Genomic DNA, 20,093 nt, shown 5'->3' with positions numbered 1-20,093 from the left:
GCACGGGTTTTCGGATGAGAGTGGTGCAATTTGCTTAACAGACGTCCTATGGAGGTTTTTCTAGCGCAGCCGCGCGGCTTTTGCGCGGGCGTGGTGCGCGCCATCGAGATCGTCGAGCGTGCACTCGAGAAGTACGGCCCGCCCGTCTATGTGCGACATGAGATCGTGCATAACAAATACGTCGTCGAAAGCCTGAAGAGCAAGGGCGCGATCTTCGTCGAGGACCTTTCCGAGGTTCCGGCGAACGCGGTCACCGTGTTCAGCGCCCATGGTGTGGCGCGCAGCGTCGAGGAAGAGGCGGCCGCGCGTGGCCTGCCGGTGCTGAACGCCACCTGTCCGCTCGTCACCAAGGTCCACAATCAGGGCAAGCGCTACATGTCGAAGGGCCGGTCATTGATCCTGATCGGGCACGCCGGCCACCCAGAGGTAGAGGGAACCATGGGCCAGGTTCCAGGTCCAGTGCTCCTGGTCCAGAGCGTCGATGACGTCAACGCCCTGACGCTGCCGGCCGATGCGCCGGTCGCCTACATCACCCAGACCACACTGAGCGTGGATGACACACGCGACATCATTCTGGCGCTCCAGGCCCGTTTTACAGACATTCAAGGCCCCGATACCCGGGATATCTGCTATGCGACACAGAACCGCCAATCTGCGGTAAGGGATTTGAGCAAATTGGTGGATGTCATCCTGGTGGTGGGGGCCGCCAACAGTTCCAATTCCAATCGATTGCGCGAGATCGGCACCGAGGCCGGCGTCGCCAGTTACCTCATTGCCGATGGCAGCGAACTCAACCCGGAATGGCTGAAGAATGCAAAGGCCGTCGGCATCACAGCGGGTGCCTCGGCGCCCGAAGTACTGGTCGACGACGTGATCGAGGCGTTGCGGCGCATCGGACCGCTCAAGGTGTCGGTCCTGTCGGGCCGGGAAGAGAACATCGAATTCCGCCTGCCGGCCGAACTGACCGCGGGCTGACCAAACCTTCGTCGTAAGAGTCGAGAGAGAAAGCTTGTAATGGCAATACCCTTCTTCAAGGAACTGCGCATCGGCGGCTATCTGCTCAAGCAGAGGATGCTCGGCCGCAAGCGCTATCCGCTCGTGCTGATGCTGGAGCCGCTGTTTCGCTGCAATCTCGCCTGCGCCGGCTGCGGCAAGATCGACTATCCTGATGCGATCCTCAATCGTCGCATGACCGCCCAGGAATGCTGGGACGCGGCCGACGAGTGCGGCGCGCCGATGGTCGCAATTCCAGGCGGTGAGCCGCTGATCCACAAGGAGATTGGCGAGATCGTGCGCGGGCTGGTCGAACGCAAGAAGTTCGTCTCGCTCTGCACCAACGCGCTCTTGCTGGAAAAGAAGCTCGACCTGTTCGAGCCGTCGCCGTACCTGTTCTTCTCGGTGCATCTCGACGGCCTGAAGGATCACCACGACAAGTCGGTGTCGCAGAAGGGCGTATTCGACCGCGCCGTGTCCGCGATCAAGGCAGCCAAGGCGCGCGGCTTCACCGTCAACGTCAACGCCACCATCTTCGACAACCACCCGGCCGAGGAGATCGCAAAATTCCTCGACTTCTGCGTTGAGCTCGGCGTCGGCGTGTCGATGTCGCCAGGCTACGCCTATGAGCGCGCGCCGGACCAGGAGCATTTTCTCAACCGCACCAAGACCAAGAAGCTGTTCCGCGACGTCTTTGCGCTCGGCAAGGGCAAGAAGTGGAATTTCATGCATTCCGGCCTGTTCCTCGACTTCCTGGCCGGCAACCAGGAATACGAGTGCACGCCCTGGGGCATGCCGGCGCGCAACATCTTCGGCTGGCAGAAGCCCTGCTATCTGCTCGGCGAAGGCTACGCCAAGACCTTCAAGGAGCTGATGGAGACCACGGACTGGGATTCCTACGGCACCGGCAAGTATGAGAAGTGTGCCGACTGCATGGCGCATTGCGGCTACGAGCCGACCGCGGCGATCGCGGCGCTCAACAATCCGCTGAAGGCCATGTGGGTGTCGATGCGCGGCATCCGCACCAAGGGCCCGATGGCCCCCGAGATCGATCTCACCAAGCAGCGCCCGGCGCAGTACATCTTCTCGGAGCAGGTCCAGAAGAAGCTCTCGGAGATCCGCCGCGACGAAGCGGTCGCCGCCCAGCAGAAGGCCGCCCAGAAAGCCTCGACCGCCGCGTAAGACGCGAGCGATGTCGGATAAGCAAAAGGCCCGACCGTCGATGACGGTCGGGCCTTTTGCTTTTTACCTCTCCCGCTTGCGGGGGAGGTCGGCGCGAAGCGCCGGGTGGGGGCTCTCTCCCCACGATCGGACGGCACGATTCGCGGAGATACCCCCACCCCAGCCCTCCCCCGCAAGCGGGAGAGGGAGCGCAGCTTCATCGCGGCTGTATCTCAACCTAATCGGCTCATGCTCTCGCGGTCATGCCGCTGAGCGAATCATTGGCTCCGCGGGGACGAGGCTCTCACCGCCCAGCAGGAAGCCGCGGCAACCGCGCAGGGAGCGCAGCGCGCGGTTGAAGTCGATTCCAGTCGAGACCAGCGAGCGCAGCGTCAGCGGATTGCGCGCCACGCCGCGCAAGACCTTGCGCAGGTCGATATCGCCGTTCGGCTTGACCGCGGTCTTCGCCAATTCCGGCAGCGCGCGGTGGGCGGGATCGCTGATCACCCGCAGCGCCGCGAACGGAATGCCCGCCCTGGCCGCATAAGCCGCTGCGATGTGGCTCTCCATGTCGACGGCGGAAGCACCGGTTTCCGAGCGTAGCGCCGCCTTGCAGGCCCTGGCTGCAATCACCTGTTCAACGCCCGCAAGCCCGCCTCTGACGATCTTGCGGCGCCTCAGCGTGGCGCTGGCAACCATCTCCTCGTTCAGGGCCATGTCGGCCAGGAATCGGGTGTCGCCAGAAAGCACCTCCGTCGCCACCACGACGTCACCCGATCGCAACGCCGGGTCGAGCCCGCCGGCCACGCCGAACGAGATCACGCCGCGGAACGATGACGAATCGAGTGTCGCCAATAGCGCGCGAAGCTGCTGCGGATCGCTGGAACTACAAATGACGATCATGCCCGGCCCGGCTGCGATGCGAGCCTCTTGCACTAATCCCGTCACAATCAAGACCGGCCGCGGATCCAGCATTTTCCCCACAGTCGCGGCGGCCCCCGCCCCCAGATTCACATTCCGACCCCTACCACCCTGCTGTTCGTGTTTCGCAAATTCCGATACCGCGCTAGCGCCCAGAGCGGGAAGAACTTGGAGTAGCCATGATAACGCAAGTAAAACACACGCGGAAAGCCCGTAGCCGTGAAGCGCTGCTCCTCCCAGAGTCCTTTTTCCGTCTGTGTGGTTTTTAGGTACTCAATCCCCCGTTGAACCGCGGGGTTTTCGACCTCTCCGGCCGCCATGAGCGCAAGCAAAGCCCATGCCGTTTGCGAGGAAGTGGACGGCGCGACCTCATAGCCCCGATAGTCGAGCCGATAGCTGACGGCATCCTCGCCCCAGCCGCCGTCCTGATTCTGGATCGACACCAGCCAATCGACTGCCTTTCGAATCATCGGATCCTGATGGTCGATGCGGACGGCGTTGAGCGCGCACAGCACCGACCAGGTGCCGTAGATGTAGTTCAGCCCCCAGCGGCCATACCAGGAACCTTCGGCAAGCTGGGTAAGGCGCAGATAGGCAACGCCATCGGCGACCGCCTTGCTGGTCCTTTCGGTCTCGCCGAGCTGCGCCAGCATCGAGACGCAGCGCGCCGTGACATCCTCGGTCGGCGGATCGAGCAGCGCGCCATGGTCGGAGAACGGGATGTTGTTGAGGTAGTATTCGAGGTTGTTGACATCGAAGGCGGCCCAGCCGCCGTCGCGGCTCTGCAGCCCCTCGATCCATTCGCGACCGCGGGCAATCGCCGCATCGTACTCCTTGGTGCTGCTATAGCGGCGCGCCCGGTCCATCGCCATGACCACCACGGCGGTGTCATCGAGATCAGGATAATGGTCGTTGTTGTACTGGAACGCCCAGCCGCCCGGCCGGACGTTGGGCGCCTTCACCGCCCAGTCGCCCTTGAGATCGAGCACTTGCCGCGGCGTCAACCAGTCGAGCCCCTGCTTCGCCTTGGCAAGGGTGTCCTCGCTGCCGGCCTCCTGCAGCGCATGGCAGGCTAGCGCAGTGTCCCACACCGGCGATACGCAGGGCTGGCAATAGGCCTCGTGCTCGCGAATCACCAAGAGCTTCTCGAGGCCGCGCCGCGTGGTGGCACGCGGCGGATAGTTCTCGTCCTTGCCGAGCGCGTCATACATCATCACGATGTTGGCCATCGGCGGATAGATTGCGCCCATGCCGTCCTCGCCGTTCAACCGCTCTTCGGTGAAGGCGAGCGCGGCATCGATCGCGCGCTGGCGCAGCCTTTTCGTAAATAGCGGCTCGACCACGCGCAGCACGCTGTCGAGCCCGCGGAAGAGCAGGAACCAGCCCCAGCTCTGATGCGGCGCTTTCGGGGGCATGCCGACCGATTTGGGATCCTGCAGGAACAGTTCGTCGACGCCGACGCCCTTTGGGTTCTTCGCCCGCGGCTTCAGCGCGGCCAACACCATTAGCGGTACCATCGTGGTGCGCGCCCAGTAGGAAATCTTGTTGATGTGGAACGGCGACCACATCGGCAGCAGCATGATCTCGACCGGCAGCACCGGCGTCGCGCGCCAGGTCACGACGCCAAACAGTGCCAGCAGGAAGCGGGTGAAGACGTTGGCGGTCGCGGCTCCGCCACGCGAACGGATCGCCTCGCGCGCTTTCGCCATATGCGGCGCATCGACGGAATCGCCGATCATCTTCAGCGCGAAATAGGCCTTCACGCTCGCACTCATGTCGAACGGACCGTCATGCACCAGCGGCCAGCCGTGATGGGCGCCCTGCACGCGGCGGAGATAGTTGGCGATCTTCGCCTCCAGCACGCTGTCGACGGGCTCGCCGAGATAGTGGCACAGCAGCACATATTCCGCCGGGATCGTGCTGTCGGCCTCGAGTTCGAACACCCAATGTCCGTCGGATTGCCGATGGCCAAGCAGCGCCTCGGTCGCCGCGGAGATGCTCTTCTCCAGCGCGACCGGATCGATGGTGGCGGTATCGTTGACGGAATCCATTTTGTTCGATTTCTCCTTCTCTCGAGGACGCTTCTACCGCTTGCAGGGGTATGTCAGTGCCTCGCCAGGATCAGATCGGCGGCACGGTCGCCGGACCGAACCGACCCCTCTATCGTTGCCGGCAACCCCGTATCAGTCCAATCGCCGGCGAGAAACAGGTTTTTATAGGCCGTTACCGCGCCGGGCCGCAGGGCGTGCTGTTCCGGCGTGGCCTCGAAAGTAGCACGGCGCTCGCGCACGATCTGCCAAGGGGGCAATGGAGGGGACAATTCGCCGGAAACGCCGGCGGCCTTGCAGACATCGCGCCAGATCGCCTGCGCCAGTTCCTCGCGCGGCATGTCGACCAGACGATCACCATTGCTGATGGTGACCGAGAGCCGCTGCGGGAACGCGAACAACCACTCCACGAGGCCGCCGATGACGCCGAGGATCGGCGCGGCATTGGGCGGCGGATCAAAGCGGAAATGCGCGTTCACGATGGCGCGGAATTTGGTCGGCGTCTTCAGGCCCGGCACCAGCGAGGCCGCCGCGCGCGGCGGGACCGCGAGCACCACGGCGTCAGTGGGCGCAAGATCGATCATGTCGTCGCCGAATTTCAGCTCGCTGACATGATCCGACACCGTGCCGAACTGGCGCAGCTCGTGGCTGAAGCGCACGCTCGAGCCCCTCTCCTGCAGCAGCTTCACCGCGGGCTCGATCAAGACCGAGCTCAAACCGTCGCGTGCAATCAGCGGACGGCAGGCTTCGCCGCCGGCAAGCAGCGTCTCGCGTACGATCGCACCGGCTAGTCCCGCCGAGCCCTCAGGCGGGTCGACATTGAGCGCGGCGAGCAACAGCGGCTGCACCAGACGATCGTACAGCGTGCCTTTGCAGGTGATGGTATCGCCGACCCGCTTGTCGGTGCCGGCCCAAGCGAGCGGCGCCAGCGCGAGGTAGTCGCCCAGGCCCGTATCGGGGACGCGGCGCGCCTCGTCGAACACCCAGAGCGGCAAACGGGAAGAGCCGAGATCGAGCTCCCAGCGCTTGCCGGCTGCGAGATCGACAAAGGGAAACTTCGCCCGTTCCGGCCCGACCAACCCGGCCTCGGTGCCGATCGATCTGGCATAGGCCAGCGCATGGCGGTTGCCGGACAAGAGCAGGTGATTGCCGTTGTCGATGGTGAGATCGGTCGCGGCGTCGAAATAGGAACGGCAGCGGCCGCCGGCCTGCTGCGTCGCCTCGTGGACGTGCACCGTGTAGTTCGCGTTGGACAGGCGAATGGCCGCCGAGAGGCCGGAAATGCCGGCGCCGATGATATGAACGGTCTTTTGCATCAGATCTCAGATGAACGCGTAACGAAGAAGGATACCGATCTTTTGCCATTTGCCGACGCGAACGGGCTCGCGCGGCGCTGCAAAGCCGCGGACGATCAGGAGATCAAGGATTGCGCGATAGTATTTCGACATGATCCGCGGCGCGCGGACCGCGCGCCGGGAGTTGCGCTTCATGATTTCATCCGCCTGCTCGAAATGCTTTTTCGCCCGCTCGGCGAGCGGCAGGCACACCTTCGGCAAGTTGCGCTCGGCGATCACCCGCTGGGGATCGTCAGATGTAATGGCGGCGTGCAACAGCATCTCGCGCGGCAGATAAAGCCGGCCGAGACCGGCATCCTCATCGACGTCGCGCAGGATGTTGGTGAGCTGCAGCGCGCGGCCGAGATGATGCGCAAGCAGGACGCCGTCCTCCTCGGGCAGGCCGAACACCCGCACCGAGAGCCGCCCGACAGCGCTCGCCACGCGATCGCAATAGAGATCGAGCGTCGCCATGTCGGGCGCGCGGATGTCCTGCGGCACATCCATCTCCATGCCGTCGACGATGGCGAGAAAATCCTCCCGCTTCAGGCCGAAGGTCTTGACCGAGGCGGCATAGTCCTTGAGCCGCGGCGGCGGATTGCCCTGGTACAGCGCATCAATGTCGTCGCGCCATTGCTGCAGCGCCGCCAGCCGCTCCTCGCGTGGGCCGTCGGAATCGGCGATGTCATCGACCTGCCGGCAAAAGCTGTAGATCTGGAACATCGCCTCGCGCTGCACGCGCGGCAGGATGCGCATCGCGGCGTAGAACGAACTGCCGGACGCGGTGGTGCTGTAGTCTGCGTTGGCCGCCGCCGTCTCAACGCTCATGCGCCGGTCGCCGTTTTTGACACGGGCCGGCGCCCGATGGCGCGGCGGGCCAATTCGCCGGCGACGCCACTGAGGCTGTGACCAAGCAGTTCGAGAGGGCTCAAATGCACCCGCTCGCTTAGGGGATCGCGCACCTTCAGCATGTTCACGATCTTGTCGGCGAACGCCTGGATCACCGATATCTCCAGGCCCAACCGCAAATCCTTCACCTCGGCGGCAAGCGACTTGCTCTCGGCAAGCAGCGTCTCGGTGCGCACCGCCAGCGCTTGCAGGCATTGCAACAGCGGCGGTGGAGACTTCGCCTCCCCGAGCATTTCGACGGTAGCGCCGGATGCGGCCAGCGCATCGCGCGGGAGGTAGACGCGGTTGAGATTCCTGTAGTCCTTGGCGCAATCCTGCAGGTGGTTGTTGATCTGCAAGCCCGCGCACAGCGCGTCGGACGCGGCCCAGGTGGACGTGCTCTCGCCGTGGACATCGAGCATGAAGCGGCCGACCGGCATCGCCGAATAGCGGCAGTAATGGATCACCTCGTCCCAGTTCTCGTACCGCAGCTTTGTCACGTCCATGCGGAACGCGATCAGCACGTCGAGCGCGTGGCGCGGTGGCATCGCGCGCTCGGCGAGCGCACGCCGCAGATTGACGGCTTCCTTTTGGGTATCGCCTTCACCCAGCAATTCCTTCTCGAGCAGGTCGAGATAGCGGAGCTTTTCGTCGGCCGGCAGCGTGGCATGGTCGGCGATGTCGTCGGCGGTGCGGACGAAATTGTAGAAGGCAAGAATCAGGGCGCGGTGACGCGGATGAATGATCCACGACGCGACCGGAAAATTCTCGTCGCGGTGGGTCTTTCCGGATCGCAGTTCGCTCGCGCTTGTCATCAGGAACCGGCCACATTCGCCCTGGCTAAGGCGCATGCGCCCGAAGTTGCGCGCATGCGGTGGATTGCGTGCCCCATATAGGGGAATACGCGACCAAAACCAATGCTGTATGGGCAACACACGCAGCCCCTGTGCCCGATATCACACAGTGGGCACAGGCTCTGTCGCGGCAATTTTCGAGTGCAAGACGCGGTGTTACTGCCCGTGGCTCTTCAATACCTGGTCGCAGGCCGCGCTGATCTTGGTGCGGTGCTCCTTCAGGCAGGCGAGGATGGTGAAATCGCCCTGGTCGATCACCGCGCGGCAGTGCTTCTGAACGTCGCGGGTGCAGGCCTTTTGTTCCTCCGGCGTGCCGCTGCGCGATTGCTGCTGGGCGAAGGCGTCAGATGAAAGGGGGATCGACAACAACACGAGGGCCAATAGAACTTTACGCATCGTATTCCTTCATTTTCGACAGCAAGAAATCCTGTTCCGGAAGTTGCGTTTCGGCAGGGCCGGCACGGATTTGTTGGGATTTGCGCCGCCGCGTAGCAAAGCGACGAACAAAGGACAAGCACCGTCAAATGCGGCCAAATTTGCGGCGCTGTAAAGCGGTCATCTAATAGGTTGAAAAAACAAGAAATTTTTTCCAATCACGGTTCGCTACAGACTGTTGCAGCCTGGATGCCGATATCGGATAGACAGAAGCGAAGGGAGATGCTTCTTGATTCTGTCGAACAAAAATGGCGTGGTTTCCGCGATTCCGCCGGCTATGACATGCTAGGCGGGGCGTTTGAACCTGTGGGATTGCGGTCAACACTAAGTGTTCAATGCGGCGAGGCGTATCTTGAAGAAGATCGTCCATTTTTGATGGGAAAACTCACAATGAAGCGGTTTGGTTTGGGCTTGTTCGGTCGCGCGATCACAGCTGCCGGCATTGGCGCGGCGGTCATGTTGTTGGCCGGCACGGGCAACGCCCAATCGTCGGGACCATTTGCGGGTTTTGACGGATCGTGGAGCGGTTCGGGCACCGTTGCGCTCTCCAACGGCACGACCGAGCGGATCCGCTGCAAGGCCAGCTACAAGGTCAACTCCACCGGGCTTGGCCTGAAGCAGAGCCTGAATTGCGCCAGCGACAGCTACAAGTTCAACCTTTCCAGCGATGTGACGAGCCAGGGTGATCGCGTCTCCGGCAACTGGAGCGAGAAGAGCCGCAACATCTTCGGCAATCTGCAGGGTACCGCTGGCGGCGGCCAGATCGAGGTGTTCGTCGAGGCGTCCGGCTTCGCTGCCACGCTGAATCTGCGGACTCACGGCAGCAAGCAGGTCGTGCAGATCGATTCCAAGGGCGAGATCCGCGGCGTCAACATCACCCTGACGAAGGGCTAACGCCTTTTGGCGAGACCGCCCGCCCTGCGATCGCGAGGCGGTCTTGCCCTCACCTAACTACCTGTCTCAGCACCGCCCCGGCGCGCGCAGAAGGCCTCGATGTCGGTCGACTGGAATTCGGGGAGGCGCGCCATGATCGTTTCGAACGGCCAGTCCCACCAGGCGATCCGCGCAAGCTGCGCCGCGATGTCGCGATTGAACCGCTCCCGGATCTGGCGGGCGGGCACGCCGCCGACGATGGTGTAAGGCGCCACATCGCGCGTCACCACGGCGCCCGCGGCCAGCACCGCGCCGTCCCCCACCCTGACACCGGGCAAGACGATGGCAGCGTGGCCAATCCACACATCGTTGCCGATCACCACCCGATCGCCCCGCCGCTCGGCGAAGAACTCGCGGTCACGCTTGGCCGTCTCAGAGTAATATTCGGGGCAATAGGTGAAGCGGTGCAGCGACGGTCGGTCGATCGGATGGTTCGGTGCACCGATCCGCACCTGCGCTGCGATCGCACAGAATCGGCCGATCTGCGCGTCCCCGACCATGCAGCCGGGGCCGAGATAGGAGAAATCGCCGAGCTCCGAATACTCGACGGAGGTATCGCCGAGGATCTCGCAGCACTTACCGATCGTGCTCTCGCGCAGCTTGACGGTCGGCTCGATGACGGTCTCGGCGATCTTCGGGCGCGGACGAGGCGCTTCATTCATTTTGCTATTTTCCTGTTTGGTGAGACCGGCACCTGGTCCCGCTCATCAACCTTCATTTCCGATATCCAGCACCTCGCGGGCGACGTCAATGAAGCTTCGCACGAAGCGCAACTCGCGCTTGTCGACCGGCGCAAGAAGATAGTTCGCGTAAGTCTCGCTCATGTCGGAGATCTCGATGCCGATCAGTTCACTCGATGCCGACATGCTGTCATCAAGCAGCAGGCCGACGCCGATCCCGTGCAGCACCGCCTCCTTCACGACGGGAAATGTGGTGGTCTTCACAAGGCGCGTCAGGGTGATGCCGAGTTCATCGCATTTGCGATGCAGAAGGCGCTGCGTCAGAGATCCGTCCTCGGGCACGATCACGGCCTCCTCCGCGAGGTCGCGCAACGAGAGCTTCTTGTGGCGTGCAAATCGATGGTCCCGACGCACATAGGCGCGGTAGCGTGTCCTCGCCAACGGCAGGCTATAGAGCTGCTCGTCGATTACCGGCTCGGTGACGATGGCGACATCGACGGCGCGTTCATGCAAACGTTGCATCGCCACAGTCCAGCTCACAAGCGTGAACTCGATCTGAACGCGCGGGAAAAGGGTCGCATAGCGGGCGATCACTGGCATCGCCGGGCGCGGCGCGTTGGCAACCACGCTCAAATGCCCGGCAGCAATCTCGCTGTAGTTGGCGACTTTCTCCTCGATCAATTGCTCCAGATTGCGCAGCCTGTCCGAGACGGCAAATAGCTCGCGACCGGCGCGCGTCAGCTCGAGTCCGTCGCGGCGACGTACGAAGAGCTTGGTTCCCATGGTGCGTTCGAGGTTTGCGACGTGCTGGGTCACCGACGATTGGGTCACGCCAAGCTTTTCCGCGGCGCGGGTGAAATTCCCTTCCCGTGCCGAATGGGTGAAGGCGCTGATCTGATAAGGATTTGCCCGCATCGGGCCAAACTCGCCACCACGGTCGAACAACCTGCGCTGCCCTCGTCATTAGCATGGCTAATATGACGTCACGGTGACGTTAATCTGGCTGGTTACTACAAGCTGCATTCGAGATCGGACCTGCAGGAGAATCGACATGCAGCTGAGCGCTTCCAGGATTCTGACCACCCACGTCGGCAGCCTGCCGCGTCCGCCTGCACTCGAAGCGATGCTTCTGCGCCGGGAGAAGAACGAACTGGACGCCGGCGGCCTGGAGCAACTGCCCGGCGCCATCGTGGATGCCGTGAAGTCGGTCGTGCGTCGCCAGGCCGAGCTTGGCATCGACATCGTTTGCGATGGCGAGATGAGCAAATATGCCTACGCGACCTATGCACGCGAACGGATGACCGGCTTGGAAGGTGAGGACCAGCCACTCGCATTGTCCGAACTGTCGGAATTTCCGAACTTCGCGCAACGGATCAAGCTCGACATCAAGACGCCGGCTTGCATCGGACCGGTGAGCTACTCCGGCGGGGATGCGCTGGCGACAGACATCAACAACCTGAAGGCTTCCCTCAGTGCCGTTAGCGTCGAGGGTGCGTTCATGAGCGCATCGTCACCGGGCATCATGGCGCACTACATGCCCAATCGGCACTACCAGTCGCAGGACGCCTACCTGGAAGCCCTCGCGGAGGCGATGAAGCGCGAATACGACGCCATCGTGGCCGCCGGTCTGCTCCTGCAGATCGATTGCCCGGACCTCGCGCTTGGCAGGCACTTTCGCGCCGCTCCGGCCACGGTTGCCGATTTCCGCAATGAGATCGCCAGGCTGATCGAAATTCTCAACCACGCGCTGCGGGATATTCCGCCGGAACGCATGCGCTTGCATCTGTGCTGGGGCAATTATGAGTCTCCCCATCACCACGACATCGAACTTTCGGAGATCCTCGACCTCATCTTGAAGGTGCGGCCGGCCGCGCTGCTGATCGAGGCTGCCAATCCGCGTCATGCGCATGAATGGTCGGTATTCACCGAGATTCCCCTGCCCGATGACAAAGTCCTGGTGCCAGGGGTGATCGACACCTGCACCAACTACATCGAACATCCGGAAGTGGTTGCGCAGCACATCGAACGCTACGCCGCCGTGGTGGGACGCGAACGCGTGATCGCAGGCACCGACTGCGGCTTCGCCAGCTTCGCGACGCTCCACACGGTCGATCCCGACATCGCCTGGCGCAAGCTGGAAGCGCTGGCGCAAGGCGCGGAGATCGCATCACGGCGGCTTTGGAAGAACTGAGAAAGGCTCTTCGGCTTCGCGTCGTCAATGATCGACGTCGGAGACGATTTGCCGCGCGCAGCGCCTGCCTTCAGGCCGCCAAAACATCCTGACCGTCACGCGAGTGTCAGACGGGTTCCTTAACGCTGCAGGACAGCGAAAAAGCCTGAGGAATAGATCGAAATGGCGAGCATTGAACTTTCGGCCATCAGGAAATCCTTTGACGGCACGGAGATCCTCAGGGGCGTCGATCTCCGGATCGAGGATGGCGAGTTCATCTCGCTGGTCGGTCCGTCCGGTTGCGGCAAATCCACACTGCTGCGCGTGATCGCGGGCCTCGAGCCGCAGAGCGCCGGCGAGGTCAGGATCGATGGCGTCTCAGCCGACGGCATCCGGCCGAGCGCGCGCAACCTCGCGATGGTGTTCCAGTCCTACGCGCTCTATCCGCACTTGAGCGCGTTCGACAATATCGCGGTGCCCCTGCGCATGCGGCGCCTCTCGGCGATCGAGCGCCTGCCGCTCGTAGGCGCGCTGCTGCCGAGCCGGCGCCGCAAGGAGCGCTGTATCCGCGATGATGTCGCAAGAGTTGCCGACCAGCTCGAGATCGCGCACCTGATCGGCCGCAAGCCGGCGCAACTGTCCGGCGGGCAGCGGCAGCGCATCGCGGTCGGACGCGCCATCGTGCGCCAGCCGGTGGCCTTCCTGTTCGACGAGCCGCTGTCCAATCTCGACGCCAAGCTGCGCGTCCATATGCGCGCCGAGCTCGCGCAACTGCACCGGCGGCTGAACACCACCTTCGTCTACGTCACCCACGACCAGGCCGAGGCGATGACGATGTCGAGCCGGATCGCCGTGATGATCGGCGGCGAGCTGGTTCAGGTCGGCACGCCGACCGACATCTACGACAACCCGCGCGATATCCGCGTCGCCGAATTCGTCGGCAGCCCGAAGATCAACATCCTGCCCGGGCAGATCTGCGACGATGGCCGCATCGAGGCGCTTGGCGTCTTGCTGCGACTGACGAGTTCGGCGGCTTCCGGCGCCTGCCGGATTGGCGTGCGCCCGGAGCGGATCGATCTCGGCAGCGGGCCGTTCACCGGCTACGTCGTTCACGCCGAGAATATGGGCTCGGAAGCGTTCCTGCATCTTGCCGTCGACGGCAGCGACGCGCGCTTGGTGGCGCGCATCGATGACCCGAGACGGCTGCCGCCGATCGCAACGCCGGTCTCGTTCGGCTTCGCGATGGACGCGGTGCGCGCCTTCAACGCCGAGGGCAAGCGGATCGAGGTCGATAGCGAGCACATCGAACGCGTACGGGAGCGAGCCATTGTCTGACGCCGCAACCATCGATGCCGCCGCGGTCGCCACGCCGGCGGCGCGACCTGCCCTGCGAAAACGCGACCAGCGTGCGCTGACGGCCTATGGCCTGGTCGCACCGGCATTTGTGCTGATGCTGCTCATGCTGCTCGGCCCGCTCGCGAGCGTGATCGCGCTCTCCTTTACTGACTATCAGCTCGGCGCGCCGGCCTTGTCCTGGATCGGCCTTGCCAACTACCAGGACATGTTCGCCGACCGGGTGTTCTGGATCTCGCTGCGCAACACGCTGACCTACGTGGTGATCGTGGTGCCCGGTGCGGTGACGCTCGGGCTCGGCATCGCGCTTCTGATCCAGAGCGGCACCAGCCTGCGCAGTCTCTACCGCACCATCTACTTCCTGCCTGTGATGGCGACGCTGATCGCGATGGCTGTGGTCTGGGAATTCATGCTGCATCCGCAGTTCGGCCTGGTGAACGGGCTGTTGCGCGGCGCCGGTCTGCCGGCGTTCAGCTGGCTGCAGGACCGCGGCACCGCGCTCTATGCGCTCTGCGCCATCGGCATCTGGCAGGCGGTCGGCTTCAACATGGTGCTGTTCCTTGCCGGCCTCGTCTCGATCCCAAAGCAGCTTTACGAAGCCGCCGAGATGGATGGCACCGCGAGCGCCTGGGCGCGGTTTCGCCTGGTGACCTGGCCAATGCTTGGCCCCGTGACGACGTTCGTGATCGTGATCAGCGGCATCCGCTCGTTCCAGGTGTTCGACACCGTGCACATCCTCACCAAGGGCGGACCGTCGAAATCCACGGAGGTGCTGATCCACACCATGTACACCGAGGGATTCGAGTTCTTCCGCTCGGGCTACGGTGCCGCACTCACGGTCGTGTTCCTGGTCTTCGTCCTCCTGCTCACCTTGATCAAAGCGAGGCTCGCCGACCGCGGCGTGCAAACCGCATGAAGCCTCTCCGCACGATTCCGCTCTGGCCCGCCGTCCGCCATTTGCTGCTGATCGCGGGCGCCGTGGTGCTGCTGGCCCCGTTCATCTGGATGATCTCGACGGCCTCGAAGCCGCCGGAGGAAGTGTTCTCCAGCGAGCTGCACCTGATTCCGCATCATTTCGCGCTGTGGGACAATCTGAAGATCGCATTTGCCAAGGCCAATCTCTGGCGCTTCCTGCTCAACGGCGTGATCGTCACCGTCTCGATCTTCGTGCTGCAGGTGCTGATCGCGCTGCCCGCCGCCTATGCGCTGGCGAAGCTGCGCTTCCTCGGCCGCGACGCGCTGTTCGCGCTGATTCTGTTCGGCATCCTGATTCCGCCGCAGGCCACCGCGATCCCGGTGTTCCTGCTGCTGCACAAGCTCGACCTGCTCGACAGCTACGCCGCCCTCGTGCTGCCCTTTACGATTTCTGTCTTCGGCATCTTCCTGATGCGCCAATTCTTCAAGTCGGTGCCCGACGATCTCGTGGACGCGGCCCGCATGGACGGCATCTCCGAATTCGGCATCGTCTGGCGGGTGATGTTGCCCGCCGCCATCCCCGCGGTCACCGCCTTCGGCATCTTCTCCGTGGTGGCGCACTGGAACGACTATTTCTGGCCGCTGATCGTGCTCAACAGCGAGCAGTTGCGCACGCCACCGCTGGCGGTGGCGCATTTCCGCAACAACGAGGCCGGCACCAATTACGGCCCGCTGATGGCTGCGGCGATGGTGATCATCGCGCCGCTGCTGATCGCCTTCCTGCTCGCGCAGCGCCGCTTCATCGAAGGCATCACGCTGACCGGAATCAAGTAACACGTCACCTCAAACAGGGAGCCTGTCCTATGCTGAAATCGTGGATCGCCGGAGCCGTGCTGTCGCTTGCCGCCAGCGCGTCGCTGGCACAGACGCAGACCGAGATCGTGCTGCAGTATCCGTATCCGGAACTGTTCACTGAGACCCACAAGCGCATCGCCGAAGAGTTCGCCAAGGAGCGGCCGGACATCAAGATCACGATGCGTGCACCTTACGAATCCTATGAGGACGGCACCCAGAAGGTGCTGCGCGAAGCCGTCACGAACCAGATGCCCGACGTCACCTTCCAGGGCCTGAACCGCATCCGCGTGCTCGTGGACAAGAACATCCCGGCCCAGCTCGACGACTACATCGCCGCCGAGAAGGACTTCGACCGCCAGGGCTTCCACCAGGCGATGTTCGACATCGGCACCGCAAGCGGCAAGATCTATGCCCTGCCCTTCGCGATCTCGCTGCCGATCGTCTACGTCAATCTCGACCTGTTGAAGCAGGCCGGCGGCGATCCCAACAATCTGCCGAAGACCTGGGACGAGCTGATCGCGATAGCGAAGAAGATTAGGGCAATCGGCCCTGATATCAACGGCGTGACCTATGTCTGGGACATCACCGGCAACTGGCTGTGGCAGGCGCCGGTGTTCGCGCGCGGCGGGAGCATGCTGAATGCGGACGAGACGAAAGTGGCCTTCAACGGACCCGAAGGGCAATTCGCAATCAAGATGCTCGCCCGCCTCGTCAACGAAGCCGGCATGCCCAACCTCGACCAGCCAGCGATGCGCGCGGCCTTTGCTGCGGGCAAGACCGGCTTCCACATCACCTCGACCTCCGACCTGAACAAGGTCACGCAGATGATCGGCGGCAAGTTCGAGCTGAAGACCCACACCTTCCCCGACGTCGTGACGCCGAACGGGCGTCTGCCAGCGGGCGGCAATGTGGTGATGATCCTGTCCAAGGACAAAGCCAAGCGCGACGCCGCCTGGGAAGTGGTGAAGTTCTGGGCCGGACCGAAGGGCGCCGCGATCATGGCCGAGACCACCGGCTACATGCCGGCCAACAAGGTCGCCAATGAGGTCTATCTGAAGGACTTCTACCTGAAGAACCCGAACAACTATACCGCGGTGAGCCAGATGGCTCTGCTCACCAAGTGGTACGCCTTCCCGGGCGACAACGGCCTGAAGATCACCGACGTGATCAAGGACCACATGAACTCGATCGTCAGCGGCGCACGCGCCAAGGAGCCCGATGCCGTGCTCGCCGACATGACGGCCGACGTCCAGAAGCTGCTGCCGAAGACCACGGGCGCGACGCGCTAGGCCTTTCGAAACCCGCTGCGGGGCGTATCATGCGCCCCGCAGCTCATTTGCGGGACGCTACCCATGAAACTGATCCATATGAGCGATATCCACCTGACGGCGCCGGGTGCGACCATCGGTGGCCGCGATCCGCGGAAGAACTTTGAGCGGGCACTGACCCACATCCTCCGGGATCATCATGACGCCGACCTCTTGGCGATCACCGGCGACCTCTCGGATTGGGGCGACCGCGACGACTATCAATGGCTGAAGCAACGCCTTGAATCGTTCCCGATCCCGGTGCGGCTGTGCATCGGCAACCATGACAACCGCGCCAACTTCCTCAGCGTATTTCCCGACCTCGCCGGGCAAGGCGGCTTCGTGCAGGGTGTCTATGACCTGCCCGCCGCACGCTGCCTGTTCCTCGACACCGCGCATCTCGAAACGCACGCCGGCCGCTATTGCGACGAACGGCTCGGCTGGCTTGAAGCAAAGCTCGCCGAACACGACGGACCGTTCCTGCTGTTCATGCATCACAATCCGATGCCGATGCACATCGCGCCGCTCGATCAGATCCGCCTGCTCGACGACGCCGCCTTTCGGAAGTTGGTCGCGCGGCATCGCGATCAGATCCGGCACATCTTCTTCGGCCATTGCCACCTGCCGCTCGCGGGATCGGTCGCCGGCGTCCCCGTCTCCTCGCTCCGCGGCACCAACCATGCGGGCTATCCGCTGTTCTCCGAGACAGAACTCCTGAGCGCGTCGGATCTGCCGGAATCCTACGGCGTTGTGTTCTTCGGCGAGGATTACGTGACCGTGCACATGGTGGAATTTGGCTACGACGGTCCGATCCGCATCGAAGGTTCGCCCGACTATCAGACCTGGAACCGGGAGACCATGGTCCGATGAAATTCGTCGTCCTGACCGACACCCACTTCGTCGCCCGCGGCCGCAGGATATACGGCCTCGATCCGGCGGAGCATCTAGCCGCCGCGATCGCCTGCATCAACCGTGACCATCCCGACCTCGCCTTCGTCATTGTCACCGGCGACCTCGCCCATTGGGGCGAGGACACGGCTTATGAACATCTTGCCGATGTGCTGGCCCGCCTGAACGCACCGACCATCCTGATGATGGGCAATCACGACCGCCGCGATGCCTTTGGCCGCTATTTTCCGGGTGTTATCAGGGACGCAGGCGGCTTTGTCCAATCCATGCAGGTGTTTGACACCGCGACCATCGTCACCCTCGACACGCTGAACGAGGCGGCGCCGAACCACGAGGGCCTGCTTTGCGAACGCCGCCTCGCGTTCCTTGAACATGCACTGAACTCAGCGCCGACGGACCGCCCACTGCTGCTGTTCCAGCACCACCCGCCGTTCGACACTGGCCTGCGCTACATGGACACCATCCGCCTCGCCAATCCCGACGCCGAGTGGGAGGTGATCGCACGCACGCGCCGGCCGGATTACCTATTCATGGGCCATCTGCACCGGCCGATCGCGGGCTCATGGAACGGCATCCCCTTCCACATCCAGCGCGCACTGGCGCACCAGGTCGCGTTCGACCTTGAGACCGAGGGCCACATCCCGGGCTCACACGAAGCGCCGGATTATTCGCATGTCGCGGTGAACGGTGAACAGATCGTGATTCACCAATGCTCGTTCATGTATGCCGGGCCGCGGTTTTCGCTGCACGACCAGGCGGCGCTCAACGGCGCGCTGGGGTAGAGCCTGGATTCTGATTGAACCAGACCTGTGCGCTACTGCGCTCAGAATGACCTTGGGCTCTAGCGCGCCATGATCTCCGGCGAACGATGTTCACCCATCCGCCACACAGTCACCAAGCCCCTGCACTATCATTTATGTCCGCTAGTACACTACCAACACCGGCACGCTTCCATCCACCAGGACTTCCGATGTTTGACTCCCCAATAATAGCTTCCTGAGGCCGCGACGCCCATGAGAGGCCATGACGATCAAGTCGCAGCCTCTGGACTTTGCGGTTTCGATAATCGCAGTGGCTGGATGCGCATTCGGAACATGCAAGAGCTCTGCAGATATCCCGATCTGCTCCGCCATCGCTCGAACTTCATCGAGCACTTTACCCGCACCTTCCTTGCAGGCTGCGTCAAAGCGATCAAATTCTGCCTGCGAGGGAATCCATCCCATGGCGTGTCCGTTCCCATAGTAGACCGGGAGCGGTTCCGTTACGGTGACGACTGTCACTTTAGCATTCAAGGCCTTTGCTAAAGCAATCCCATGCTTAACGCCTTTTCTCGCGACATCCGATCCATCCGTGCACAAGAGAATATTGGCGTACATTTGGGGCTCCCTTGCTCGTCGAACATTTTCCCTAAAAAAGTGATGCTTACTTATCTGGCCCGACGTTGCCGTCCGTCTACGCGCCAATTTCGAAGCTCATTCGTGGACCAACAAGCGTCTAGTGATGGCCCCGCTTGCGCTTCAACTCTCACCACGTCGGCTATTGGAAGTAAGGCCGGCCCCGCGTTTGCCTTAGTCGCCGCTTAGAGACAGTACTGCAACCCTCGTCGGCAGGATAGTCGGCTGATGGCCGTTCGCTGACTGACAAGGTTGATCTGGCAAGGTCCGCTTACGAGCCGCAACTTCCAGTTGCTTACAGGCTTAGGTAGTGATTGACTATCGACTCTAGCGACGATCAAAGAGAGAGAGAGAGAGAGAGAGAGAGAGAGAGAGAGAGAGAGAGAGAGAGAGAGAGAGAGAGAGAGAGAGAGAGAGAGAGACGGAAGTCATGGTGTGGATCGGCAAGGGACCGCTACTGAGAGCGGTGGCACCTCTCCGAGACGACTACTATCGGCGATTTCTGGTCGGGTACGCCACCACCATGAAAGCGATCTTCGGTCGTGCGGCTCGCCGCGATGGCGAGCCGTGTCCGGCACCGGACCGAAAAGTAGGATGCTCTCCGCACTGAGCGACGCGCTGCGACAAGGATCGGCAACGCGCTTGGCGAGTCCCTGTACTCAAACCGGAATTCTCCAAGCTCGATTTCAGGGCAATTGGTATATTGCGGCACGCTTTTCGATCTCGCGCAGTCGCGTTCTTGTTCTTTGATGAAGTTCGGATTGTGACAGGACGCACCAGGGAAAGCCCGCCATGCTCGCAAGGTTCATCGGTACCGTCCTAGCTGTTATGACTGCCTGTGTGACCACATGGGATGGAAATGCATATGCCGAGATATTGATCACGACTGCCACCATATCGCGGGGCGAGTTAGTAATCGTAGGAAGGGTTAGGCGACCGCGCG

The 20,093-nt window shown here is 62.7% G+C and carries 19 protein-coding genes and 1 pseudogene; 11 read left to right on the top strand and 9 right to left on the bottom strand.

What is annotated here, in order from left to right; all coding sequences use genetic code 11:
• Positions 1-48: 48 nt before the first annotated feature.
• Together ispH and hpnH are read left to right on the top strand one after the other, a co-directional pair.
• Positions 49-975, top strand: a complete 927-nt coding sequence (gene ispH, locus J6497_RS23600) for a 4-hydroxy-3-methylbut-2-enyl diphosphate reductase (protein WP_225706676.1) — start codon at positions 49-51, stop codon at positions 973-975.
• 39 nt (positions 976-1,014) lie between these two features.
• Positions 1,015-2,175 (top strand): adenosyl-hopene transferase HpnH, encoded by a 1,161-nt coding sequence (gene hpnH / locus J6497_RS23595; RefSeq protein ID WP_225706675.1) that lies wholly within the window; start codon positions 1,015-1,017, stop codon positions 2,173-2,175.
• Positions 2,176-2,415: 240 nt separating this feature from the next.
• Here hpnH and J6497_RS23590 read toward each other — a convergent pair whose 3' ends face one another.
• From J6497_RS23590 to J6497_RS23565, 6 genes are all read right to left on the bottom strand, one after another.
• Positions 2,416-3,168 (bottom strand): phosphorylase, encoded by a 753-nt coding sequence (locus tag J6497_RS23590; RefSeq protein ID WP_225706674.1) that lies wholly within the window; start codon positions 3,166-3,168, stop codon positions 2,416-2,418.
• Positions 3,165-5,126 (bottom strand): squalene--hopene cyclase, encoded by a 1,962-nt coding sequence (shc, locus tag J6497_RS23585; RefSeq protein WP_225706673.1) that lies wholly within the window; start codon positions 5,124-5,126, stop codon positions 3,165-3,167. The genes J6497_RS23590 and shc overlap by 4 nt, the downstream gene beginning before the upstream one ends.
• 53 nt (positions 5,127-5,179) lie before the next feature.
• Positions 5,180-6,439 (bottom strand): hydroxysqualene dehydroxylase HpnE, encoded by a 1,260-nt coding sequence (gene hpnE, locus J6497_RS23580; RefSeq protein ID WP_225706672.1) that lies wholly within the window; start codon positions 6,437-6,439, stop codon positions 5,180-5,182.
• A gap of 6 nt (positions 6,440-6,445) precedes the next feature.
• Complete coding sequence (gene hpnD / locus J6497_RS23575; protein WP_225706671.1) at positions 6,446-7,285, bottom strand: presqualene diphosphate synthase HpnD; 840 nt, start codon at positions 7,283-7,285, stop codon at positions 6,446-6,448.
• The gene (hpnC, locus tag J6497_RS23570; RefSeq protein ID WP_225706670.1) at positions 7,282-8,160 is read right to left on the bottom strand and encodes a squalene synthase HpnC; all 879 of its coding nucleotides are present in this window, start codon (positions 8,158-8,160) and stop codon (positions 7,282-7,284) included. The genes hpnD and hpnC overlap by 4 nt, the downstream gene beginning before the upstream one ends.
• 195 nt (positions 8,161-8,355) lie before the next feature.
• The gene (locus J6497_RS23565) at positions 8,356-8,595 is read right to left on the bottom strand and encodes a cysteine rich repeat-containing protein (RefSeq protein WP_225706669.1); all 240 of its coding nucleotides are present in this window, start codon (positions 8,593-8,595) and stop codon (positions 8,356-8,358) included.
• 429 nt (positions 8,596-9,024) lie between these two features.
• Between J6497_RS23565 and J6497_RS23560 the strand changes: the two genes are divergently transcribed.
• Entirely contained in the window at positions 9,025-9,528 is a 504-nt protein-coding gene (locus tag J6497_RS23560; RefSeq protein ID WP_225706792.1) for a hypothetical protein, read from the top strand.
• Between the two features lie 53 nt (positions 9,529-9,581).
• On the opposite strand, the gene J6497_RS23555 is transcribed toward J6497_RS23560, so the two are convergent.
• The gene (locus J6497_RS23555) at positions 9,582-10,229 is read right to left on the bottom strand and encodes a DapH/DapD/GlmU-related protein (RefSeq protein WP_225706668.1); all 648 of its coding nucleotides are present in this window, start codon (positions 10,227-10,229) and stop codon (positions 9,582-9,584) included.
• Positions 10,230-10,274: 45 nt separating this feature from the next.
• On the bottom strand, positions 10,275-11,162 hold the full coding sequence (locus J6497_RS23550; protein WP_225706667.1) for a LysR family transcriptional regulator: 888 nt from the start codon (positions 11,160-11,162) through the stop codon (positions 10,275-10,277).
• Positions 11,163-11,298: 136 nt separating this feature from the next.
• On the opposite strand from J6497_RS23550, the gene J6497_RS23545 reads away from it, so the two are divergent.
• The 7 genes from J6497_RS23545 (at position 11,299) to J6497_RS23515 (ending at position 18,538) form a co-directional block, all read left to right on the top strand.
• On the top strand, positions 11,299-12,438 hold the full coding sequence (locus J6497_RS23545; RefSeq protein WP_225706666.1) for a cobalamin-independent methionine synthase II family protein: 1,140 nt from the start codon (positions 11,299-11,301) through the stop codon (positions 12,436-12,438).
• Positions 12,439-12,600: 162 nt separating this feature from the next.
• A complete protein-coding gene (locus tag J6497_RS23540; RefSeq protein WP_225706665.1) occupies positions 12,601-13,752 on the top strand; it encodes an ABC transporter ATP-binding protein in 1,152 nt (383 codons plus the stop codon).
• Complete coding sequence (locus J6497_RS23535) at positions 13,745-14,686, top strand: carbohydrate ABC transporter permease (RefSeq protein ID WP_225706664.1); 942 nt, start codon at positions 13,745-13,747, stop codon at positions 14,684-14,686. Before J6497_RS23540 ends, J6497_RS23535 begins: the two co-directional genes overlap by 8 nt.
• On the top strand, positions 14,683-15,519 hold the full coding sequence (locus J6497_RS23530) for a carbohydrate ABC transporter permease (RefSeq protein ID WP_225706663.1): 837 nt from the start codon (positions 14,683-14,685) through the stop codon (positions 15,517-15,519). Before J6497_RS23535 ends, J6497_RS23530 begins: the two co-directional genes overlap by 4 nt.
• 29 nt (positions 15,520-15,548) lie before the next feature.
• Complete coding sequence (locus tag J6497_RS23525) at positions 15,549-16,829, top strand: ABC transporter substrate-binding protein (protein ID WP_225706662.1); 1,281 nt, start codon at positions 15,549-15,551, stop codon at positions 16,827-16,829.
• A gap of 63 nt (positions 16,830-16,892) precedes the next feature.
• Entirely contained in the window at positions 16,893-17,717 is an 825-nt protein-coding gene (locus J6497_RS23520; RefSeq protein WP_225706661.1) for a phosphodiesterase, read from the top strand.
• Positions 17,714-18,538, top strand: a complete 825-nt coding sequence (locus J6497_RS23515; RefSeq protein ID WP_225706660.1) for a phosphodiesterase — start codon at positions 17,714-17,716, stop codon at positions 18,536-18,538. The genes J6497_RS23520 and J6497_RS23515 overlap by 4 nt, the downstream gene beginning before the upstream one ends.
• Before the next feature lie 141 nt (positions 18,539-18,679).
• On the opposite strand, the gene J6497_RS23510 is transcribed toward J6497_RS23515, so the two are convergent.
• Positions 18,680-19,132 carry a universal stress protein gene (locus tag J6497_RS23510; protein ID WP_225706659.1) on the bottom strand — a complete coding sequence of 151 codons (453 nt, stop codon included), beginning with the start codon at positions 19,130-19,132 and terminating at the stop codon, positions 18,680-18,682.
• Positions 19,133-19,502: 370 nt separating this feature from the next.
• Here J6497_RS23510 and J6497_RS42050 point away from each other — a divergent pair.
• Positions 19,503-19,760 (top strand): annotated as a pseudogene (locus tag J6497_RS42050) (hypothetical protein); the annotation flags it as partial.
• Between the last annotated feature and the right edge of the window lie 333 nt (positions 19,761-20,093).

The sequence above is a fragment of the Bradyrhizobium cenepequi genome, from assembly GCF_020329485.1.
In the GTDB taxonomy this organism is placed as follows: domain Bacteria; phylum Pseudomonadota; class Alphaproteobacteria; order Rhizobiales; family Xanthobacteraceae; genus Bradyrhizobium; species Bradyrhizobium cenepequi.
This window is presented reverse-complemented; position numbering and strand designations above follow the sequence as displayed.

Coding starts and splice junctions, on each gene's coding strand:
- ispH (WP_225706676.1), top strand. CDS start 49: ATGGAGGTTTTTCTAGCGCAGCCGCGCGGCTTTTGCGCGGGCGTGGTG.
- hpnH (WP_225706675.1), top strand. CDS start 1,015: ATGGCAATACCCTTCTTCAAGGAACTGCGCATCGGCGGCTATCTGCTC.
- shc (WP_225706673.1), bottom strand. CDS start 5,126: ATGGATTCCGTCAACGATACCGCCACCATCGATCCGGTCGCGCTGGAG.
- hpnE (WP_225706672.1), bottom strand. CDS start 6,439: ATGCAAAAGACCGTTCATATCATCGGCGCCGGCATTTCCGGCCTCTCG.
- hpnD (WP_225706671.1), bottom strand. CDS start 7,285: ATGAGCGTTGAGACGGCGGCGGCCAACGCAGACTACAGCACCACCGCG.
- hpnC (WP_225706670.1), bottom strand. CDS start 8,160: ATGACAAGCGCGAGCGAACTGCGATCCGGAAAGACCCACCGCGACGAG.
- J6497_RS23565 (WP_225706669.1), bottom strand. CDS start 8,595: ATGCGTAAAGTTCTATTGGCCCTCGTGTTGTTGTCGATCCCCCTTTCA.
- J6497_RS23560 (WP_225706792.1), top strand. CDS start 9,025: ATGAAGCGGTTTGGTTTGGGCTTGTTCGGTCGCGCGATCACAGCTGCC.
- J6497_RS23555 (WP_225706668.1), bottom strand. CDS start 10,229: ATGAATGAAGCGCCTCGTCCGCGCCCGAAGATCGCCGAGACCGTCATC.
- J6497_RS23550 (WP_225706667.1), bottom strand. CDS start 11,162: ATGCGGGCAAATCCTTATCAGATCAGCGCCTTCACCCATTCGGCACGG.
- J6497_RS23545 (WP_225706666.1), top strand. CDS start 11,299: ATGCAGCTGAGCGCTTCCAGGATTCTGACCACCCACGTCGGCAGCCTG.
- J6497_RS23540 (WP_225706665.1), top strand. CDS start 12,601: ATGGCGAGCATTGAACTTTCGGCCATCAGGAAATCCTTTGACGGCACG.
- J6497_RS23530 (WP_225706663.1), top strand. CDS start 14,683: ATGAAGCCTCTCCGCACGATTCCGCTCTGGCCCGCCGTCCGCCATTTG.
- J6497_RS23525 (WP_225706662.1), top strand. CDS start 15,549: ATGCTGAAATCGTGGATCGCCGGAGCCGTGCTGTCGCTTGCCGCCAGC.
- J6497_RS23520 (WP_225706661.1), top strand. CDS start 16,893: ATGAAACTGATCCATATGAGCGATATCCACCTGACGGCGCCGGGTGCG.
- J6497_RS23515 (WP_225706660.1), top strand. CDS start 17,714: ATGAAATTCGTCGTCCTGACCGACACCCACTTCGTCGCCCGCGGCCGC.
- J6497_RS23510 (WP_225706659.1), bottom strand. CDS start 19,132: ATGTACGCCAATATTCTCTTGTGCACGGATGGATCGGATGTCGCGAGA.